The sequence below is a fragment of the Vibrio sp. Vb0937 genome, from assembly GCF_033338855.1.
Genome location: NZ_JAWOTK010000001.1, coordinates 423,985 through 441,161, shown reverse-complemented (window position 1 = coordinate 441,161; position 17,177 = coordinate 423,985). Strand labels below are relative to the sequence as shown.

General features: G+C 45.4%; 12 protein-coding genes. 3 read left to right on the top strand and 9 right to left on the bottom strand.

Annotated features, from left to right (window positions below; translation table 11 throughout):
- From R7P67_RS01980 to R7P67_RS01960, 5 genes are all read right to left on the bottom strand, one after another.
- Nucleotides 1-1,434, bottom strand: a complete 1,434-nt coding sequence (locus R7P67_RS01980; protein ID WP_262653300.1) for a DUF1566 domain-containing protein — start codon at nt 1,432-1,434, stop codon at nt 1-3.
- A gap of 25 nt (nt 1,435-1,459) precedes the next feature.
- The gene (locus R7P67_RS01975; RefSeq protein WP_262653298.1) at nt 1,460-3,712 is read right to left on the bottom strand and encodes a proprotein convertase P-domain-containing protein; all 2,253 of its coding nucleotides are present in this window, start codon (nt 3,710-3,712) and stop codon (nt 1,460-1,462) included.
- Between the two features lie 9 nt (nt 3,713-3,721).
- Nucleotides 3,722-5,863 (bottom strand): TonB-dependent hemoglobin/transferrin/lactoferrin family receptor, encoded by a 2,142-nt coding sequence (locus R7P67_RS01970; RefSeq protein WP_054574924.1) that lies wholly within the window; start codon nt 5,861-5,863, stop codon nt 3,722-3,724.
- The gene (locus tag R7P67_RS01965; RefSeq protein ID WP_054574923.1) at nt 5,864-7,861 is read right to left on the bottom strand and encodes a prolyl oligopeptidase family serine peptidase; all 1,998 of its coding nucleotides are present in this window, start codon (nt 7,859-7,861) and stop codon (nt 5,864-5,866) included.
- Between the two features lie 324 nt (nt 7,862-8,185).
- Complete coding sequence (locus tag R7P67_RS01960; RefSeq protein WP_053350051.1) at nt 8,186-9,529, bottom strand: DEAD/DEAH box helicase; 1,344 nt, start codon at nt 9,527-9,529, stop codon at nt 8,186-8,188.
- Between the two features lie 550 nt (nt 9,530-10,079).
- Here R7P67_RS01960 and R7P67_RS01955 point away from each other — a divergent pair.
- The gene (locus R7P67_RS01955; RefSeq protein ID WP_005375145.1) at nt 10,080-10,334 is read left to right on the top strand and encodes an Lpp/OprI family alanine-zipper lipoprotein; all 255 of its coding nucleotides are present in this window, start codon (nt 10,080-10,082) and stop codon (nt 10,332-10,334) included.
- 26 nt (nt 10,335-10,360) lie between these two features.
- Here R7P67_RS01955 and R7P67_RS01950 read toward each other — a convergent pair whose 3' ends face one another.
- Genes R7P67_RS01950 through R7P67_RS01935 form a run of 4 tightly spaced genes read right to left on the bottom strand, consistent with a single transcriptional unit; the run spans nt 10,361 to nt 14,472 of the window.
- Complete coding sequence (locus R7P67_RS01950; protein WP_005375144.1) at nt 10,361-11,287, bottom strand: L,D-transpeptidase family protein; 927 nt, start codon at nt 11,285-11,287, stop codon at nt 10,361-10,363.
- A gap of 6 nt (nt 11,288-11,293) precedes the next feature.
- The gene (gene phrB, locus R7P67_RS01945; RefSeq protein ID WP_047104510.1) at nt 11,294-12,709 is read right to left on the bottom strand and encodes a deoxyribodipyrimidine photo-lyase; all 1,416 of its coding nucleotides are present in this window, start codon (nt 12,707-12,709) and stop codon (nt 11,294-11,296) included.
- A gap of 22 nt (nt 12,710-12,731) precedes the next feature.
- Nucleotides 12,732-13,532 (bottom strand): MerR family transcriptional regulator, encoded by an 801-nt coding sequence (locus R7P67_RS01940; protein ID WP_262653296.1) that lies wholly within the window; start codon nt 13,530-13,532, stop codon nt 12,732-12,734.
- On the bottom strand, nt 13,522-14,472 hold the full coding sequence (locus R7P67_RS01935) for a YbgA family protein (protein WP_005375141.1): 951 nt from the start codon (nt 14,470-14,472) through the stop codon (nt 13,522-13,524). Before R7P67_RS01935 ends, R7P67_RS01940 begins: the two co-directional genes overlap by 11 nt.
- 398 nt (nt 14,473-14,870) lie before the next feature.
- Between R7P67_RS01935 and deoD the strand changes: the two genes are divergently transcribed.
- Complete coding sequence (deoD, locus tag R7P67_RS01930) at nt 14,871-15,581, top strand: purine-nucleoside phosphorylase (RefSeq protein WP_005375140.1); 711 nt, start codon at nt 14,871-14,873, stop codon at nt 15,579-15,581.
- 70 nt (nt 15,582-15,651) lie between these two features.
- Complete coding sequence (locus R7P67_RS01925) at nt 15,652-17,121, top strand: hypothetical protein (RefSeq protein ID WP_005375138.1); 1,470 nt, start codon at nt 15,652-15,654, stop codon at nt 17,119-17,121.
- Nucleotides 17,122-17,177: the final 56 nt, after the last annotated feature.

The following is a 17,177-nucleotide window of genomic DNA, read 5'->3' as shown; positions in this document are numbered from 1 at the left end:
TTATTGGTCCTTTACTGCTATTAGACGGATTGGGAATTGGAATGACGTGCCTGTGTCACGCTCTACTTTGTCAGAATAAATTTCAACAAAGCTTACGTGGCCACGGTCAGCGCCCCTCGCTGCAATCACTGCAAATTGAAGTGCACCTTCGTAGTTAGCAGGAGAGTAATTATTAAATGTGAAATCACTTAGCCAAATAGCACCTGAATTAGCATCTGGGCTGCCTTTACCCTGTTGAGGGAAGTAAGCTGTAGTCATACCATAGACATTGCCGTCGGCATCTTTCTCTGTCTCACCTAAGTCGAGAACATCGTAGAACTCTTGGTATGTTGGTAGGCGCCAGTCACTAATGCCACATAGTGATTGCTTGTTTATATGTTCAACATATTGGCTTGTTGAACAGATGCCATCAGCAGCATCCACACAACCAGCGACTTCAAGATCTTCGTAATACGGCTTAAATGTTTCAGACTCAAACGCAAATAGGCGATCTTTAAATTGAACCGAGCTCGCATCCGCACTCTTATTTTCCCAAACAAGACCAGTACGTTCGTCCATAGTACAAGCCCACTCAGTCGCATCTGCAGCTAAAGCTGCACCTTGTGAATCTAGCTTAACGAACTTAAAGCCAGCGCCTGTCGACGTTTGCTTGTCCTCTTTGTCGAAGCCGTATTCCGCATCTTGACCAGGGTAAGACGCTTGAACCTCTGCTACGTCTGCTGCTCCTTCAGCAAAATAAAGAACGGCGCCCGTATCGTTACTACCAACCGTTTGTTCAGCAACCGCTACAATTTCTTCAGCAAATGCACTTACTTCCGCTTCAGACAGAAGATCAGAGGCCAACGATTTACCTTGGAAGCTAAGATTTTGAGCAAGCAGCGCTACGCCTTTGATCATTTGCTTTGGTTGCATCGCAGCTAATAGCACAACCGTGTTTTGCTCTAGCTTGTCTAGCTCGCTAGCTTCTGCGTTAGACATCACCGTACCAGAAAGAGAAACGCCGGCATCGGCGAGTTGCGCTTTCACAATCTCTTCAGCTTGAGCAACGGTTTTACCGTCAATTACAAGACCCGCGAGCAACGTTGTTACACCATTGACCGTGTTACCCGTTGCTAAATTTTGACCCGGAGCCGCAAGACGCAACGTTTGGTTTGAACCTTGATCAACTTGAGCAAGAATGGTACTGGTTAGTACGTTTTTGTCGCTTGAAGTCAGGCTAAATTTACCGGCATTATCCGTTTTAGCACTCGGTTCAGTGGAATCACAAACGTAGTTTTGGTTTAAATCGATACATACTGGCGTATCAAGAAGTGTACCTGCAGAAACGATGGTGCCAGCTACATCATAGGTCGGTGCCGACGTGTCACCACCAGAACCTCCGCCACAGCCAGCAAGGGCTAGTGACATAGCAACGAAAGAATATTGAAACTTCATAGATTTTATCTTCTTTTGATTTTAATTAACGAGAGCGAATCACTCTCACCATTGAAAGCAGGAAAAGTCCTAACAAGGTCCAAGGCGAACCACTGCCACCTGAACCACCGCCACTGCTTTCTTTAGTGGTATCAGCACTACACTGATACTGAGCAAAGTGACTCACACCCCACTCTTTCAACACCCCAGAGTTCCCTGACACGCGGTCAGACACTTCGAGACGCCAAGTACCCCAACTCGGTTGCCCGACAAGTGCTTGTAACTCCTCGTCATACTGAGCGGTGAAGTAACCTTTAAATCCTTTGGTATTGCTTGATTGATGGCTAAGTAGCACGACCGATTTGCCTTGTGGAGACACAAGCGTCACTTGCAGATCTTGCAGTGAGTCATGTTCGATGTTCAGGTAAACCGCAAACGAATCATCAATCGTGCGTGATTTGTCCGATAGCGTCTGAGAGAACAGTCTGTCGCCCTGTTCCGGCAAAGCGGAGTTCACTGGTTGAGGCTGGATATCGAGCTCTGGCGTACCATTAACCAGCATCACCTTTTCACTCCACTGGTGAGTCTTTAGGCCTTCAGAAAATTGATAATCCAATGAAATAGAGGAATCGAATTGCGTGCCACATGTTAGACCGCTTGGTAACGCCACCTTCATTGAGGTCGAGTCAGAAAGCGTTTCATCAAAGTCGAAAACAGATGCGTTGTTTAGGCGCCATTGCCCTTTGATGCTCGCTTCACGGCCAGTTTGGCTCAGGCTCAAACCAACGTCTTGACCTTGTGCGATGTATCGAGCGTCATAGCGAACACGAAGAGGCGCTTTAAGTAAGTTGTGTCTGTTGAAGCTGTCCGTCAGGAATTGGGCGTAGTCTTTATTTGGGAACAAGGTGTTTGCGGCAAACACGGTAGATTCCGCGAGATCATGCATTTTCACGCCACGACCAATGCCGTACATGCCTTCAAGTACAATGGCATCAAACTCGCGGAACACGTTATCGGTATCATCACCGTATCGTTCAACCGATGCTTTAAGCGCTTGGAACAGTGGTGTTGACCATAGCTCGTCGCCTAGTTCACCGCCCACACTAACGTGCGCTGGATACTCTGAGCCCTCGAAGTAACGTGCTCTTTGGTTCCATAAGCTACGAGTTGTTTTGCGTGTTCCGAACACACCGTCCCAGTTGAACACCGTATCTAACTCGAATTCTTGACCACGACGCGAAGCATCCAAATATTGAATGTGGTAGCTCGCGCTGCCCGCCCAGTAATCAGCAAAACCCTCTGCGATAGCACCAGTGTGACCGTACGCCCAATCCGGTACGATTTGGTAATGAATGCCATGCCCAAGCTCGTGTATCACGACATCAGCATCGACTGCATCCGGAGAAACACCACCGACACCCAGCATGAGTGCTTTCGGACCGTAATAGTAAGTAGAGTTATCTTTTGATAAACCGCGAGCGTCAAAACGAAGCGGTTCGTCAAACAAGTCGTAAGTCAGGCTTGTCAGATATTGGATCGAGCTATCAAGATGATAAAAAGCCATCAACTGTGGGAACGCATTGTCACCAAACTCGGTGCTTTGCATCTCATCAACACTGTCAAATGCTTGAACCCCTTCTGCGCTGAGAAAGTCCAACGTATCGAGTACAGGCGCTTCACCAGGTGCTGGGGCTGCAAATAAACCCGTCGCATCCACTTGCTTTAATCTTGGGTTAGAGAGATAGAACTTACCTCCCGACTTTAAAACCTCAATCGACTTGGTTACGTACTCGATCGGCTGAGGGTAATCGGACAGTGCTGACCACGTCGATTCTGGTGCTGCTTGCTGTTGCATGGTGCGAAGATCTGGGTTGAATAAAGAAACCTCAACATCAACCAGACTTCCAGAGCTCAAAGCCGGTGGCTCTTGTGCTTGCAGTTGGCGAGGCGATTCCAATTCCATTGCAACCGTTGGTTTACCGTTGCGAATGATCGTATCGTCAAGGCTCTTAAACACTCGCACAACGTGATGATTTTTATCGGTTGTTACTACGAGGGCACGCTGTGCTTGATATTCACCGTTAACCCAAACATCAAAATTGTAATGCTTGCCAAGCTGAGACTGGGTTTTGTAACGGAACTTAAACTCGCCCGCTTCTGAGTAGTGGCTGTCTAGATAAGTTTTCGCTTGCGCTTCATTGGTCACCACAGAATCCGTTGAGGGATAATCCCACTCTGCAGCCAGCGCCGCAGGGGTACATGCAATAAGCAGTGAAAACGCTAATGGTTTTAGCTTCATGATTTCGTCCTAGAATTCGTATTTTGCAGTCAGCGTGAAGTAGCGCCCTGGCTCAGTTGAGTAACGCTTACTTTCCTCAACGATACCCGCTACGTCTTGGTATCGGATGTATTCTTTGTCGAATAGGTTGATGATGTTTGCGCTAACACGAAGGTCTTTGGAAACGTGGTAAGTTGCGCCGATATCAAACGTATTCCACGCACTTGTCTGCGCGCAATCTGTCGCTAGACCAAGCGTGGTCTGGCATTTAGGAACGCGATCCATGGCCGCGGCCCAGTTCCAAGCCACGTAAGCATTGAAGTCTTGGTCGGCGTATTTCAGTTGAGCGTTACCTTCGAATGGCGTAATGCTTCGAACGTATTCACCTTCCGCGTCTTTGCCATCTACGTAGCCAAACTTGGTGCTGATGTTCCATCGCTTAGTGATCGCGTAACCTGCAGAAAGCTCTGCACCATACGTCTCGACACCATCGAGGTTTTGGTATTGTTTAATGTAATTACCATTGCTTGAGTCAAAGCCCGTGGTCACAACGTCGATGAAGTTTTCAAACTTGTTGTAGAACAAAGACGCATAGACATACGCACGACCGTTATCGAACTTGTTACCGATTTCAAATGAGTCGGAAGTTTCAGCTTCTAGATCCATGTTTGGTGCAATGACAAACGGCGTGAGCGGCACAAAGTCGTGGCTTACGAAGCCATACGCTTTATCGTATTCCGGAGCACGGTAACCATGGTTATAAGATACATAAGCGATGTTGTTGGCAAACATTTCACGAGAAACCGAAAGACTTGGAGATACCTCTGAGCTATCCATGTCTTTTAATGGGAAGCCGCCCACTTCACCCGCACCGTCTGGCGTGAGACGGTGCGCATCAAAGCGTAGGCCACCTGTGATGGTCCATTTATCCAGTTCCACCATGTCTCGGACATACAAGCCAATGTTATAAGCACGAGCAGGAGCGAAAGGTTGTTTGGTCGAAGGTGTTACTCCGTTCCAATCAATCTTGGAGTCGCTATCTGTGCGCTCGTAATAGTCTGTAGAAAGCTCAACACCGTAAGCCAATTGGTGCTCAGCATTTGCTGCATAAATCGTATTGGTGAAATCGCCACGGAAGCCAATTGTTTCGTCAATGAAGGTTTTGTGTTCCAGCTCGCGACGCTTGGTGATCAAACCATTGTGATCCACTTGGCGCATTAAACGGTTGGTGTCTTCCACCACTTCGGTGTGACGCCAGTAAACTTTGGTATCCAACTCTTCGAACCAAGTTGGATTAATCGGAGTCACCTCTGCACCAATATAAGCGCTGTACTCTTCCGTGGTTTCATCCTCAGCAAAGTCTTCAATATGCCAAATTCCATCAGGTTGAATGGACGGTGAACCCTCCAAACGCTCTTGGTTCTGGGTGTAGAGTTCCGCTTTGGCTTTCAACATCACCTCTTCATTGAAAAAGTGGTTGATCGTATAAGCACCGCTGTAACCATCGAGGTCGCGGTTATACAAATCTTCATCAAAGTTACGTGTCTCTTGTCCTTGCCAGTATGAAACGTTAAACAAACTCTCTGTATCACCGGAACGAAAAGCTAGATTACTCGTGCCTTTGTACTTGTTGCTGATATCGGTGTAAGTACCGGAAACATCGGTGTAAAAGTCTTTGTCTTTTAAGAAATCACCCGGCTGACTGGATTCTAAAATCACCACACCGCCGATCGCTCCAGAGCCATGCACCGAAGAACTTGCCCCTTTAATGATTTGCAGCGATTCAAAATTGGATAAATCAAAAGTATCTCGCCCAACTGCATCATTAATGTCATTCGCACCGAAGCCATCCGCAGAACGAATGCCATCACGAACGATCATAATGCGGTTACCCGTCATACCACGGATGGTAATGTTTTGCGGACGTCCTGCACCGCCCGTCACGCTTACACCAGGTTCGTTACGCAGCACGTCATATAGCTCGGTCTCGCCTCTTTCTTCGATTTGCTCGTTTGTGATAACCGCGACACTACCTGCCACTTTTGACAATGGCTGATCGATTTTATTGGCGGTTACCACCACCTCTTCCATTGAGAAAACCTTAGATTCGGCGTGCACTTGACTGGCAGCAAGTACCAAAAGTACTGCCGCTGACACTGGGGTAAGCTTCATTTACTGCTCCGCTTTAGATGTTTTAATGAGTGATAGTAGAAATGCGTATTCTTTTGCTTGTTGTTCTTGCGCTTGTCGTGGGTCCATTTGGTGGCCCGAATTAAAATCAGTTTGCAACAAGTACGGCCCGTTGCGCTCACTTAACGCTGAAACTTTAGCCAGATACTTTGCGCCTTCCCAATATGGCACGCGCTGATCAATTAAACCGACTTGAACCAACATGGGTGGGTAAGCGTTTTTATGGATATTGAGAATCGGATCGTACGCCTTCATTAACGCCAATTGTTCAGGTTTGGTTGGGTTACCCCATTCGCCATACTGCTGTGTGGTAAGCGGAAGTGAGGTATCCGACATACTTGCAACCACATCAACAAAAGGCACTTTAAGTACGACACCTGAAAACAATTTAGGATCTTGATTAACCGCTCCGGCCACCAACGTACCACCAGCACTAGAACCGATGGCGAAAACCTCTCTATTGCCACGTTCGAATGTTTGCAGCGCCTTCGCGGCCGCGACAAAATCACCAATAGAATTGGCTTTTCGCACACCACGGCCTTGCTCGTGCCATTCATCGCCAAAGTACCCACCGCCACGGACATGGGCGATAGCGTAAATCACACCTTGGTCGAGTAAACTGATAACCTGAGGCATAAAGTACGGTTTCATCGTAAAACCATACGCGCCGTAACCGTAAATCATCACAGGAGATTGTGGGTGCAATTTGTCTTTGCGATACGCCAAAGAGACCGGGACAGAAACGCCGTCGTGCTTAATAAAAATACGTTGGGATACATAACGCTGACTATCAAAGTCTTGGTAAGCATCTTGAGAGTACAAGGATTTATTCAGCGTTTTTACATCGAACTCTTCCCACTGAGGAGGCGTAGTCATCGACATGCTTCGGATACGAATTTTGTTTGATTCAAAATCGCCCAATGTGCTTAGCCAAGCGACATTACCATCGTGTTCCAATGGCAGTATCACTTTTTCCTGCCCTTGGTAAGAATACACCGTCAATGTCGACAAATTGTTTGGCTTACTAAGTGCCACAACTCCTGCATCATAAAGGTAGAACTGTTCAAGCGGCTCACGAGGATTGGTAAAGCGTTGCCATGTTGCGCCAAGCGGTGCGAGTTCGGCTTGGTAAAGGGCGAACTTTCCTTCCAGGTTGCTTTTAAGATAAATGTAACCTTTCGCCACATCCGCGTAATATTCCACACCCACTTCAGGCTTTCGCAATGAATCGGAGACAGTGCCCATTTCTAGGTCGACAAGCTTCTGCTCTGTTGTTGACTCGTTGTTGCTTTGCAGCACAGCATAACGGCTATCTGCCGCACGATAGAAAGAAAGTAACCAATCTGACTTGGGTTCATTCCATAGGACTGTTTTTGCCAAAGATTCAGTGGAGATACGTAAGATCTGATGAGGTCGCTGAGTGCGCTTTTCCTTTGCAACGAGGAATGCCACTTTTCCGTTAGGTGACAACAATACGCCACTATCGACGTGCGTCGCCAGTTCCGTAGATTGGCCGGAGAGTAAATCAACAACCACGGCGCGGTATTGTTCGCTGCCGTCGATATCTTCCGTGAAAAGTAGCGTGTCACCATTCACTTGCCATTGACCAAGTTGGTAGTACTGATGCGCAGATTGTCGTTCATCGAAATCGAACACCACGTTTTCTGGTGCATGTTGACTCGCACGGGATAATAGTAAGTAACGACCATCGCGACGCGTTAGCGTCCATTCTCTTCCACTTACGATCGACCATGGCTTATCACCTTTGTCTGCCACCATGGTACCCCACTGCGTGAGTAGGTTTTTTGTCAACGTCTGATAACTTTTTTGGTGCTGTTCAGTTTTGTGGTTTTGTTCTGTTAGGTAGGTAAGAACTCGCTCATCTTTACGAGCATCATCTCGAAGCCAGTTGAAATCACCAGCAGCAAAGCCAGAACTAGAGGTAATTATGAGCCCTAAAAAAACATGAGTAAATTTCATATAGAGAGCGAATTCATTTATAGGATTAATACAATGGCGCGTATTCTGCCCTTAAATAAAAATGAGATCAATTATCATTTTCATAATCATGTGAGATTTTTATCTAGTGTGTGAGGAAAAACGTTTGCTTTGACCGAGGTTATAAAACTTAATAACTTCCTAAATTAGCGTTCTATGCTGTTTATATACAACCAGACAAATATAAAGGCTGACAAACGAGTGAGTATGGAAAGACGCTATTTCACCTAGCGACAGACATAAAAAATCCGAGTGCGAACACTCGGATTTTTAAGAACTAAAATCGATGGGAAACTACAGCAGCTTTTACTCTTCAGAGCTCGGTGCCGCTGGTTTTTTCTTAGGGATGAAGATATCATCACCCACAGATACGTTTTTGTAGAAGCTCTTGTCACGCTTAGCTGGTTTTTTCGCCGATTTTTTCGCTTGAGGGCGAGCTTTCTTTGCTGTCGCTTTCTTATTGCGGAAATCTGGTTTAGGTGGCTTAAGGCCTTTAAACTTACCTTTCAAATCTTCGAACACTGAAAACTCAAGAGCTTGTTGTAGGTATGCTTCTACACGTTTAAAGCTATCCCAGTCTTTTGGACCAACAAGAGAGATTGCATCCCCTTTGTTTCCAGCACGACCAGTACGACCAACTCGGTGTACGTATTCTTCGGTATGCTTTGGCATATCGAAGTTGATGACGTGTGTCACAGTTGCAATATCCAAACCGCGGGAAGCAACATCAGTCGTTACAAGGATCTTAAACACTGCGCGCTCAAACTGACTCATAATGGTGTTACGTTGAGTCTGGTTCAAGTTACCACTTAGTGCTACAGCCTTCAGTTTCTTTTCGTTTAGCTTTTCTGTTAGTCGCTCAGTATCATCACGCGTTGCCGTAAAGATAATAACTTGACGGTATTCAGCCTCAGAAAGAACACGATCTAAAATTGCCTCTTTATGATCTAGGTGATCACACAAGTAAAATTTTTGCGTGATATCTTTATGCTCTTCGTTAGAAACGCCGATAGCAATTCGCTTTGGCGCATTGAGCATTTCAGCCGCGATTTCATTGACGTCTGCATGATCTAATGTCGCAGAGAACATCAACGTTTGACGACGACGATGCTTGGCTGCTTTATGAATGCGACGAAGCTCTGGTGCAAAACCCAAATCCAACATGCGGTCTGCTTCGTCAAGAATCAGCGTTTCCAAACCATCCAGATAAAGCGAACGATGATCTAAGTGATCAGCCAAACGTCCTGGTGTCGCCACGATAAATTTCGGGTAACGACGCAGAGCTTTTACTTGATCGTTAAAGTTCTCACCACCCAAAATCAGTGCTGCTTCATAAGATAGGCCAGCTAGCATAGAACGAAGCTCACCATATACTTGTTTCGCTAGCTCACGAGTAGGAGCAAGGATTACCGCGCGAGGGTCTTTCGCAGAAAACGATTTTGTCTTTAAAGACTTATGAAGCATTGGCAATACAAACGCCAAAGTCTTGCCCGAACCTGTTTTCGAAGATGCCAATAGATCCTTGCCTGCAATCGCAACAGGAATCGCCTGCTGCTGAATGTCAGTCGCTTTTTTAAAATCGTAGTGTTTTAGGTTCTTCAACAATCGGTTGTCTAGGCCTAGATCTTTAAATTGCAAAGTATTCTCCAATAAATCAGTCAGCGTCTGAGCGCTCTGTAGTGTCGTTTCCGCTCTAACGCAGCAAAAAAATAAAGCTCGGTATAATACCGCAAATCATAGGAGTATAGATAGAGATCACACAAACTAATTCCCTGTGGTAACGGTAAAACATCATTTGTGGCTCAGTTCAGAGTAAAGACTAGCCTTTTTGATGAGCAGCTGGACAGGAAGTTTAGAGAAAAGCCGTTCAAATATGCCTTCTATCCATCAACAAAACGACTTAAATAGCAGTTATTTGGGCCAATAAACTTTCATTTGTGTCAATATCGTCTAAATTATTGATATCAGGAACGTGGCAAATACACCTGCTATGAAAACTGTTGTGAGAACGAAATAAAGGATAGGTAGTTAAACTTTGTTAAGTTCAGGTAAAAGTTGACGTCAGGTACTCCATGAAATTCTTGGGTTTTTTTGACTTTTGCTACATCATGTACTGATAAAATGTAACCACATTTAACCTCGCTACTGTATAAAATAATAGTTAGTAGCGAGACTTTCACTATAAGCAAGGAGTTCTTATATGAACAAAACGTTGATCGCAGCTGCAGCAACTTCAGTACTTCTACTAGCCGGTTGTGCTTCTTCTGATGACGCAGCTACAGCAAATGCAGCAAAATTAGACGAACTAAGCAACCAAGTTAGCCAACTAAGCCAAGACGTACAAGCTCTTCAATCTGACGTTCAAAAATCAGGCGCAGCAGCAATGGCTGCTCAAGAAGAAGCTGAGCGTGCTAACGAGCGTATCGATAACATCGCTCAGTCTTACACTAAGTAAGATTTAATACCGCGTCTTAACGCCCGTTAAGGCGCGGTTATTTCGATAGGAACCCCATTCTGTGCAGCGATTGCTGCTTTAGCCTTCACGTTTTTCATACCGAATTCATCCAACCACCACTTTAACTCTTTCGGCACTTTGAGTTCATCTTTCTCGCCATTACTACGAGTCAAAGGCTCATGTGCTTCTAAGAACACACTTCTGTCAGGCTCAAGTGTCATTTTGATAGGCTGGTTAATGATGTTAACGTCTTCACCGTTACGAACCTTGTCAAATAACCACTCAATGTCACTTGGGTCCATACGAATACAACCCGCGCTGACCCGCATACCAATCCCAAAGTCCTTGTTGGTACCATGAATTAGGTATTCGCCATTCCCGTAAGCTAAACGCAATGCAAACATACCAAGTGGATTATCAGGCCCCGCAGGAACAACGGCTGGTAGGTCAATGCCCTTTGCTTTGTACTCGGCACGAATAGAGGCTGGAGGAGTCCATGTAGGGTTCGGTCGTTTTTGGCTGATACGCGTTGTCATTACTGGGGTATCGCGCCCTATTCGGCCAATTCCGACAGGAAATACATGGACAATATTCTCTCCTTTCGGAAAGTAATATAAGCGCAGCTCGGCTAGATTAATAACGATACCTTTATAAGGTACGTCTGGGAGGATTAGCTGTGTCGGAATAGTAAGAACATGCCCCTCTTCTGGTAAGAAGGGATCCACGCCTTTGTTTGCGGCCATTAAACCTAGCATACCCACATCGTAGAGCTTAGCGATATTTGCCATGGTTTCGCCTTCTTGCACGACGTGGTTTTCAAGGCGACCAATTAAACGGCTTCCATCCTCTGGTAATTCGTACATCTTAGCGAATGATAGACCACTCACTAAAGATAACGACACAGATAGCAGGGTACGTTTTGCGAAACTCATTGATCGCTTTTTGCTAAGCATTTCACTCTATTCCTTGGCACTTTTAAAGAGCTGTAAGGTTATCTCTCTTTCTGTCTTGTGATCAACCATCGGCTTGTGATATTCCAGTAAAGAAAAGCCCTCCCAAGTCCAAGGTTTATGGATGTATTTGTTCGGTACACTTTTGATTTCTGGTACCCAGTGGCGCACAAATTCACCATTAGCATCGAACTTTTCGCCTTGGCTTATCGGGTTGAAAATACGAAAGTATGGCTGCCCGTCACAGCCCGTAGAAGCAGACCATTGCCAGCCACCATTGTTCGCTGCAAAATCGCCGTCCACCAGCTTACTCATGAAGTACGCTTCTCCCCATCGCCAATCAATATGTAAGTCCTTGGTAAGAAAGCTCGCGACAATCATACGTAATCGATTGTGCATCCAACCTGTTTGATTGAGCTGACGCATTGCTGCATCAACGACTGGGTATCCTGTTGTTCCTGTCTTCCATCGCTCAAAGGCTTTCTCATCATAGGACCACTGGATTTTATCCTCCCAATCGATAAATCCTTTGCCTTTGACGAGTTTTGGTTCGAAAACCAATAGGTGCTGATAAAACTCACGCCAAATGATCTCACTTAACCAAGTTGCTTTCCCTTCTGTAAGGTCATTTTGTTGATTTTCAGCATACAAACGAGCAATACACTGCCTTGGTGATAGCGCGCCAATCGCAAGGTATGGAGACAGTTGGCTAGTGCCATCAATAGCTGGAAAGTCTCGCTCGCTTTGATACGCGTCACTGCGCTCCCGTGCAAATTCCCTAAGCTGCTTCAAAATATCATTAGTCGAAGCCAGCCAGTCTTCACTGGATTCTCGAGGATAGCTAAATGTGAAGCTTGAATTAAATCGAGCCGACTCTAATTGTTCGAGTACCTTTTTATTGAGTGGCGCTTGCTCGTGAGGTTTTACTACCGTCGGCATATGGAACTGCGTTAACCAAGCACGCTTGAATGGCGTAAACACCTTAAAATATTCGCCTTGCTTATTAAGAACCGTCGTTGGCGCGTGCACACATTTGTCATGAAACAGTTCAAATTCGATATCGTGAGAAGCTAACGCTTCACTTACTTGTGTATCGAGCTCTCGTTCGTTCACCTCATAGTGAATGTTTGCCATGACAGACGTAGCTTCAAGTGTTTCCGCCCACCCACTAATCACATCTGTACAATCGGAAAACGACGGTACCTCTTTGTACAAAAAGGGAATATTAAGGCTTTCAAGCTCCTCGTTAAGACAAGCTAAGCGACGAGCAATGAGGTCTGCCTGCATCGGCGCCATGTGATGCTCCCGCCACTGCTCTGGCGTCGCGATAAAGCAAGCGACGACAGGCTGACCTGAATCCAATGCCGCTTTGAGTGCCGTGTGGTCTAACGTACGTAAGTCACGTCGAAACCATACTAAAATCATGGTAGCTCCTATCTTTTGTCTACTAAGTTAGGTGTAATTTCTCTATCACTTCAGAGCACCCCATCCGATCACCTAGTTGTGCGTGAAGCATTTTGATGGACGCTACTTGTTTAGCAGCTAGCGCTTTGTTGGAGAAAAGGTAGATAAACGAACCATTTTCAACGACCTCGTGATCTAGTAGACCAGAAACATCATCAACCTTATCGATCAAAGTCGTGTGATACCCTTGTTCGCAAAGCTTCGCTGCTTGAATCCAACTCTCAGACTCTCTGTTTTGTTCAAAGCTAATGAGCAGACACTTTCCTTTGGAAGCGGCTTTGTTTTCAGAATCGATAACAAGGGCAAGTCGAGTGATCAAACAAGTCTGAAATAACCCGACCTGTAAAGATCGCAGCGATCCTTTCACCATGTCTAGCGCATCAAATACTGGGCTAATAAACTGATCAATAACGAGTTTTAGTGGATACTCTTTAAGAACAGAGGCAAGTAAACTCTCTGCTTTTCCTCGATTCAGGGTAGACAGCGCAATCAGCATGTTTTCAACTTCTTCGAGTGTGCGAACCTCGTTTTTGACTTCGACATCGGCGCTTTTTCCTAGCAGCCCCTTCACTTTACCAATCGAAATCCCCTTCGCGAGCCAACTCTGGACTTCGCGAATCGTATCGAGATCTTGCTGGCGATAGAGTCTGTGTCCTTTTTCTGTTCGCTGAGGCTGGATCAAGTTGTATCTTCGTTGCCAAGCTCTCAGCGTAACTGGTTTTACACCCGTGATTTCTGCGACATCTCGGATCGCGTATAGTTTTTCTTCTGAACTACAAACCATAGCGTAATCTCATCTCCTGCGGATACGGTTCTAAAAACTTCTGTTTTGCTAAATACTCGTCTGGGTAAGTATTTAAGTAATGCTTAATCAATGTAAGTGGTGCTAACAGAGGCAGCATTCCGATACGGTAGTCGTGAATCACTGTCGCTAACTCTTCTTTTTCTTCTTTAGTTAGTGAGCGTTTGAAGTATCCTTGTAAATGCATCAACACATTTGTGTTATTTTTGCGGCTAGCCCGATTCGTTAACGCCTTCATAAGTCCTAAACGATACTCTTGGTAAAAGTCTTCAATTTCATAATTAGCGACATCAGCGACTAAGCGGCCAAGGGAGCGGTATGACTCTGGGTGGTGTGCCATTAACGTCAGTTTGTAGCGCGAATGAAAGTCGATGATTTTGCCACGAGTAGGCTCACCATCCATCGAGTCGTAAAAGTCATTTAGACAAAATACTCGAGTGATAAAATTTTCTTTCAATACAGGGTCGTTAAGTCTGCCATCCTCTTCAACAGGCAACCAAGGCATTTTTTGCATCAATGTTTGTGTATACAAGCCAACACCTTCTTTCGCAGCACTGTTCTTGCTGTAAACCTTGACTCGCTCCATGCCACAAGTTGGTGACTTGGCACAAACGATGTAACCACAAAGCTGCTCGCTTTGAAGTTCATCTACTTTATTGGCCGAGTAAGTGAGCATATTGTCGGTATGATCATTTTCTGGATTTTTGGTTTCAACCAATGCAACACGCTCTTCATTAGAAACAAGACGAATTGTTGGACGGGGTACTGGCATACCTACGCCGACTTCAGGGCATACCGAAACAAAGTCAAAATACGGGCTGAGCTCTTTAGTCACAAAGTTGCTCACCTTATGACCAGAGTCAAAACGCACTCGTTCACCCAAAACACACGAACTGATACCTACTTTGATTGAAGATTCCATGATGACGCATCCCTATACAAAAAGTTTTGTTGTATAACTTATAGCAAGCCTTTCCAGATTGTACAAGAAAATAAGTTGTACAATTTAATCGTTTTACTTCACTCGAAAGTATTTCGATCAACCAGCTTTCAGAAAAAAGTTTGGCCCAAAAACAAAGAATTTGTGCGCGCAATCGACAAACTGCTCAAAAGCAAATCGATTGCTCTTTTGGTTTCAACAGATTTAGTTATCAATAGGAGTTGCAGTTTCTAAATGCGTGGTTTTTGTGACTAAGCTCTCAAGGGGCTACTGTACGTCCCGATATTATTGCCTCAACGAAAACGAACAAGTTCAACAGAATTGGTAATAGCGTTCTATAATAGAGGCGTTTTATCAAAACAAAACTTTGGAGAGCACTTATGGCAACCCCACACATTAACGCACAACCAGGTGATTTCGCTGAAACAGTTCTGATGCCAGGCGACCCGTTGCGCGCTAAATACATCGCTGAAACGTTCCTAGAAGATGTGAAACAAGTTTGTGACGTTCGCAACATGTTCGGCTTTACTGGCACTTACAAAGGCAAAAAAGTTTCTGTAATGGGCCACGGCATGGGTATCCCGTCTTGCTGTATCTACGTACACGAGCTAATCGCTGAATACGGCGTGAAAAACGTTATCCGTGTGGGTAGCTGTGGTGCAGTACGTGACGACGTGAAACTAATGGACGTTGTTATCGGTATGGGTGCTTCTACAGACTCTAAAGTTAACCGTATCCGTTTCAACAACCACGATTTCGCAGCAATCGCTGATTACGGTCTTCTAGAAGAAGCAGTTAACCAAGCACGCGCTCAGGAAGTGCCTGTAAAAGTAGGTAACGTATTCTCTGCAGACCTGTTCTACACACCAGAAGCAGACATCTTCGAGAAGATGGAAAAACTAGGCATCCTAGGTGTAGACATGGAAGCGGCTGGTATCTACGGCGTAGCAGCTGACCTAGGCGCGAAAGCACTGACTATCCTGACAGTTTCTGACCACATCATCCGTGGTGAAAAACTAAGCTCAGAAGAGCGTCAGAAGTCGTTCAACGACATGATGAAAGTTGCACTAGAAACTGCAATCAACATCTAAGAACAAATAGTAAGTAATAATTTGCAGCCAGAGTTATGCTGGCTGCCCGAATTATCCCGAGGGGGCGATTGTGTCTAACGGCGAACTGCCAAAAGACGCAGATGGGTTACAACTCAACTTTTGTAAAACATTGGCGTGTGACAACTTTGGATTGAGTGATGCAAAGCGTTACGTTCTGCAACATGCGAACCCTAAGCGTCCGGCGATGGTATGCCGTGAATGTGGAGCTTTCCCCCCCTTACTTAATAATCGCGATGTCGTGAACGAACTTCATCGCCTGCGGCACGTCCACAGTGACGGGTTGCCTGCTTGCCGTAATGATGATTGCGACAACTTTGGACTTTCTGTCCACACTCACAAACACCTCTATCACGCTTTCGGTTACAGTGGCGATCGCCAACGTTACCGCTGTAAAGTGTGTCAAAGTACCTTTGTCGACAAGTGGTCTGGTGCCAACAAGAAGCTTCAGTTTCAAGAGAACTTGATGGGCTTGTTGTTTACGGGATATTCCGTACGAGAAATCTGCCGTAAGCTTAGTATTAACCCAAAAACCTTTTACGACCATGTTGACCATATAGCTAGCCGCTGCCGCCGCAAGCTTGCAACCATTGATGCGCGCTGGGTAAACCACGCAACGCATTATGAATTGGCCTCAAACTATATTGCATTGCAACCGAACAGCAATAACGGTGTGTATTGGATTGTTTCTGGCGAAGCGCATTCTGGCTATATTCTTTGCCAGCACGTCAATTATTCCGCTGATGAAGAGCCAATCGCAACGCTCGATCATAATCCTTACGATGAGGTGTCTCGTTTTGTTTCCCAGGAGTATGTAGCGGAAGCAAGTGAGCCGCTTGCGGAACCTTCTTATCACCTCAGAGAGCGAATTGACCAAAAATACCAAACAATTTTGGCTCGCGGTAACGTAGAAGACCCTCTTGGTAATCTATCTGTATTTCATTACCCTTCAAAAGGGGCATTAGTCCGTCCGCCATACACCTCGTATGCACACTATTTGCACGTACTTGATATGTGCTGCCCAAACAAACGTGTATCTCTATACATGCCTCAAGATCCCCTACTACGTTCAGCTGCACTGAGCGTTTGTTTACCTCGTATTAAAGAGAAAAGTGTCGACTTGATGTACGTAGAAGAGGACGCTAGTTGGGACATGAGCACTCCCTTTGGCAAAGTCGATATCGCCTATATGAGTTGGTGGCGCGATCGTTGGGCAATCTCTAGTCAAAACGAAAACCACAAAGGCATTTGCTACCTCGCTGGCGATCAAAATGAGCCTGAAAAATGGTTTAACGTTGCGACAACTCGTCATGTGAAGTTTTATCAAAACCGCTTTCAGATTCTTTTCGAAAGCTTCATTAACGAGCCACGTCGCAAATTACGACCTGCTGGTATTTTACCTCTTTTAGATATATTCAGAGCTTGGCATAATTTGTGCTATCAGGATAAACAAGGTCTTACCGCTGCACAAAGGTTAGAAGTCTCTGATGCACCTTTGACAATCAAACAGCTCCTATCGTAGCTATTCTATTGGTAATTTAGATGTAGTAATTAGGGGTTGTAACGGTATACATTACG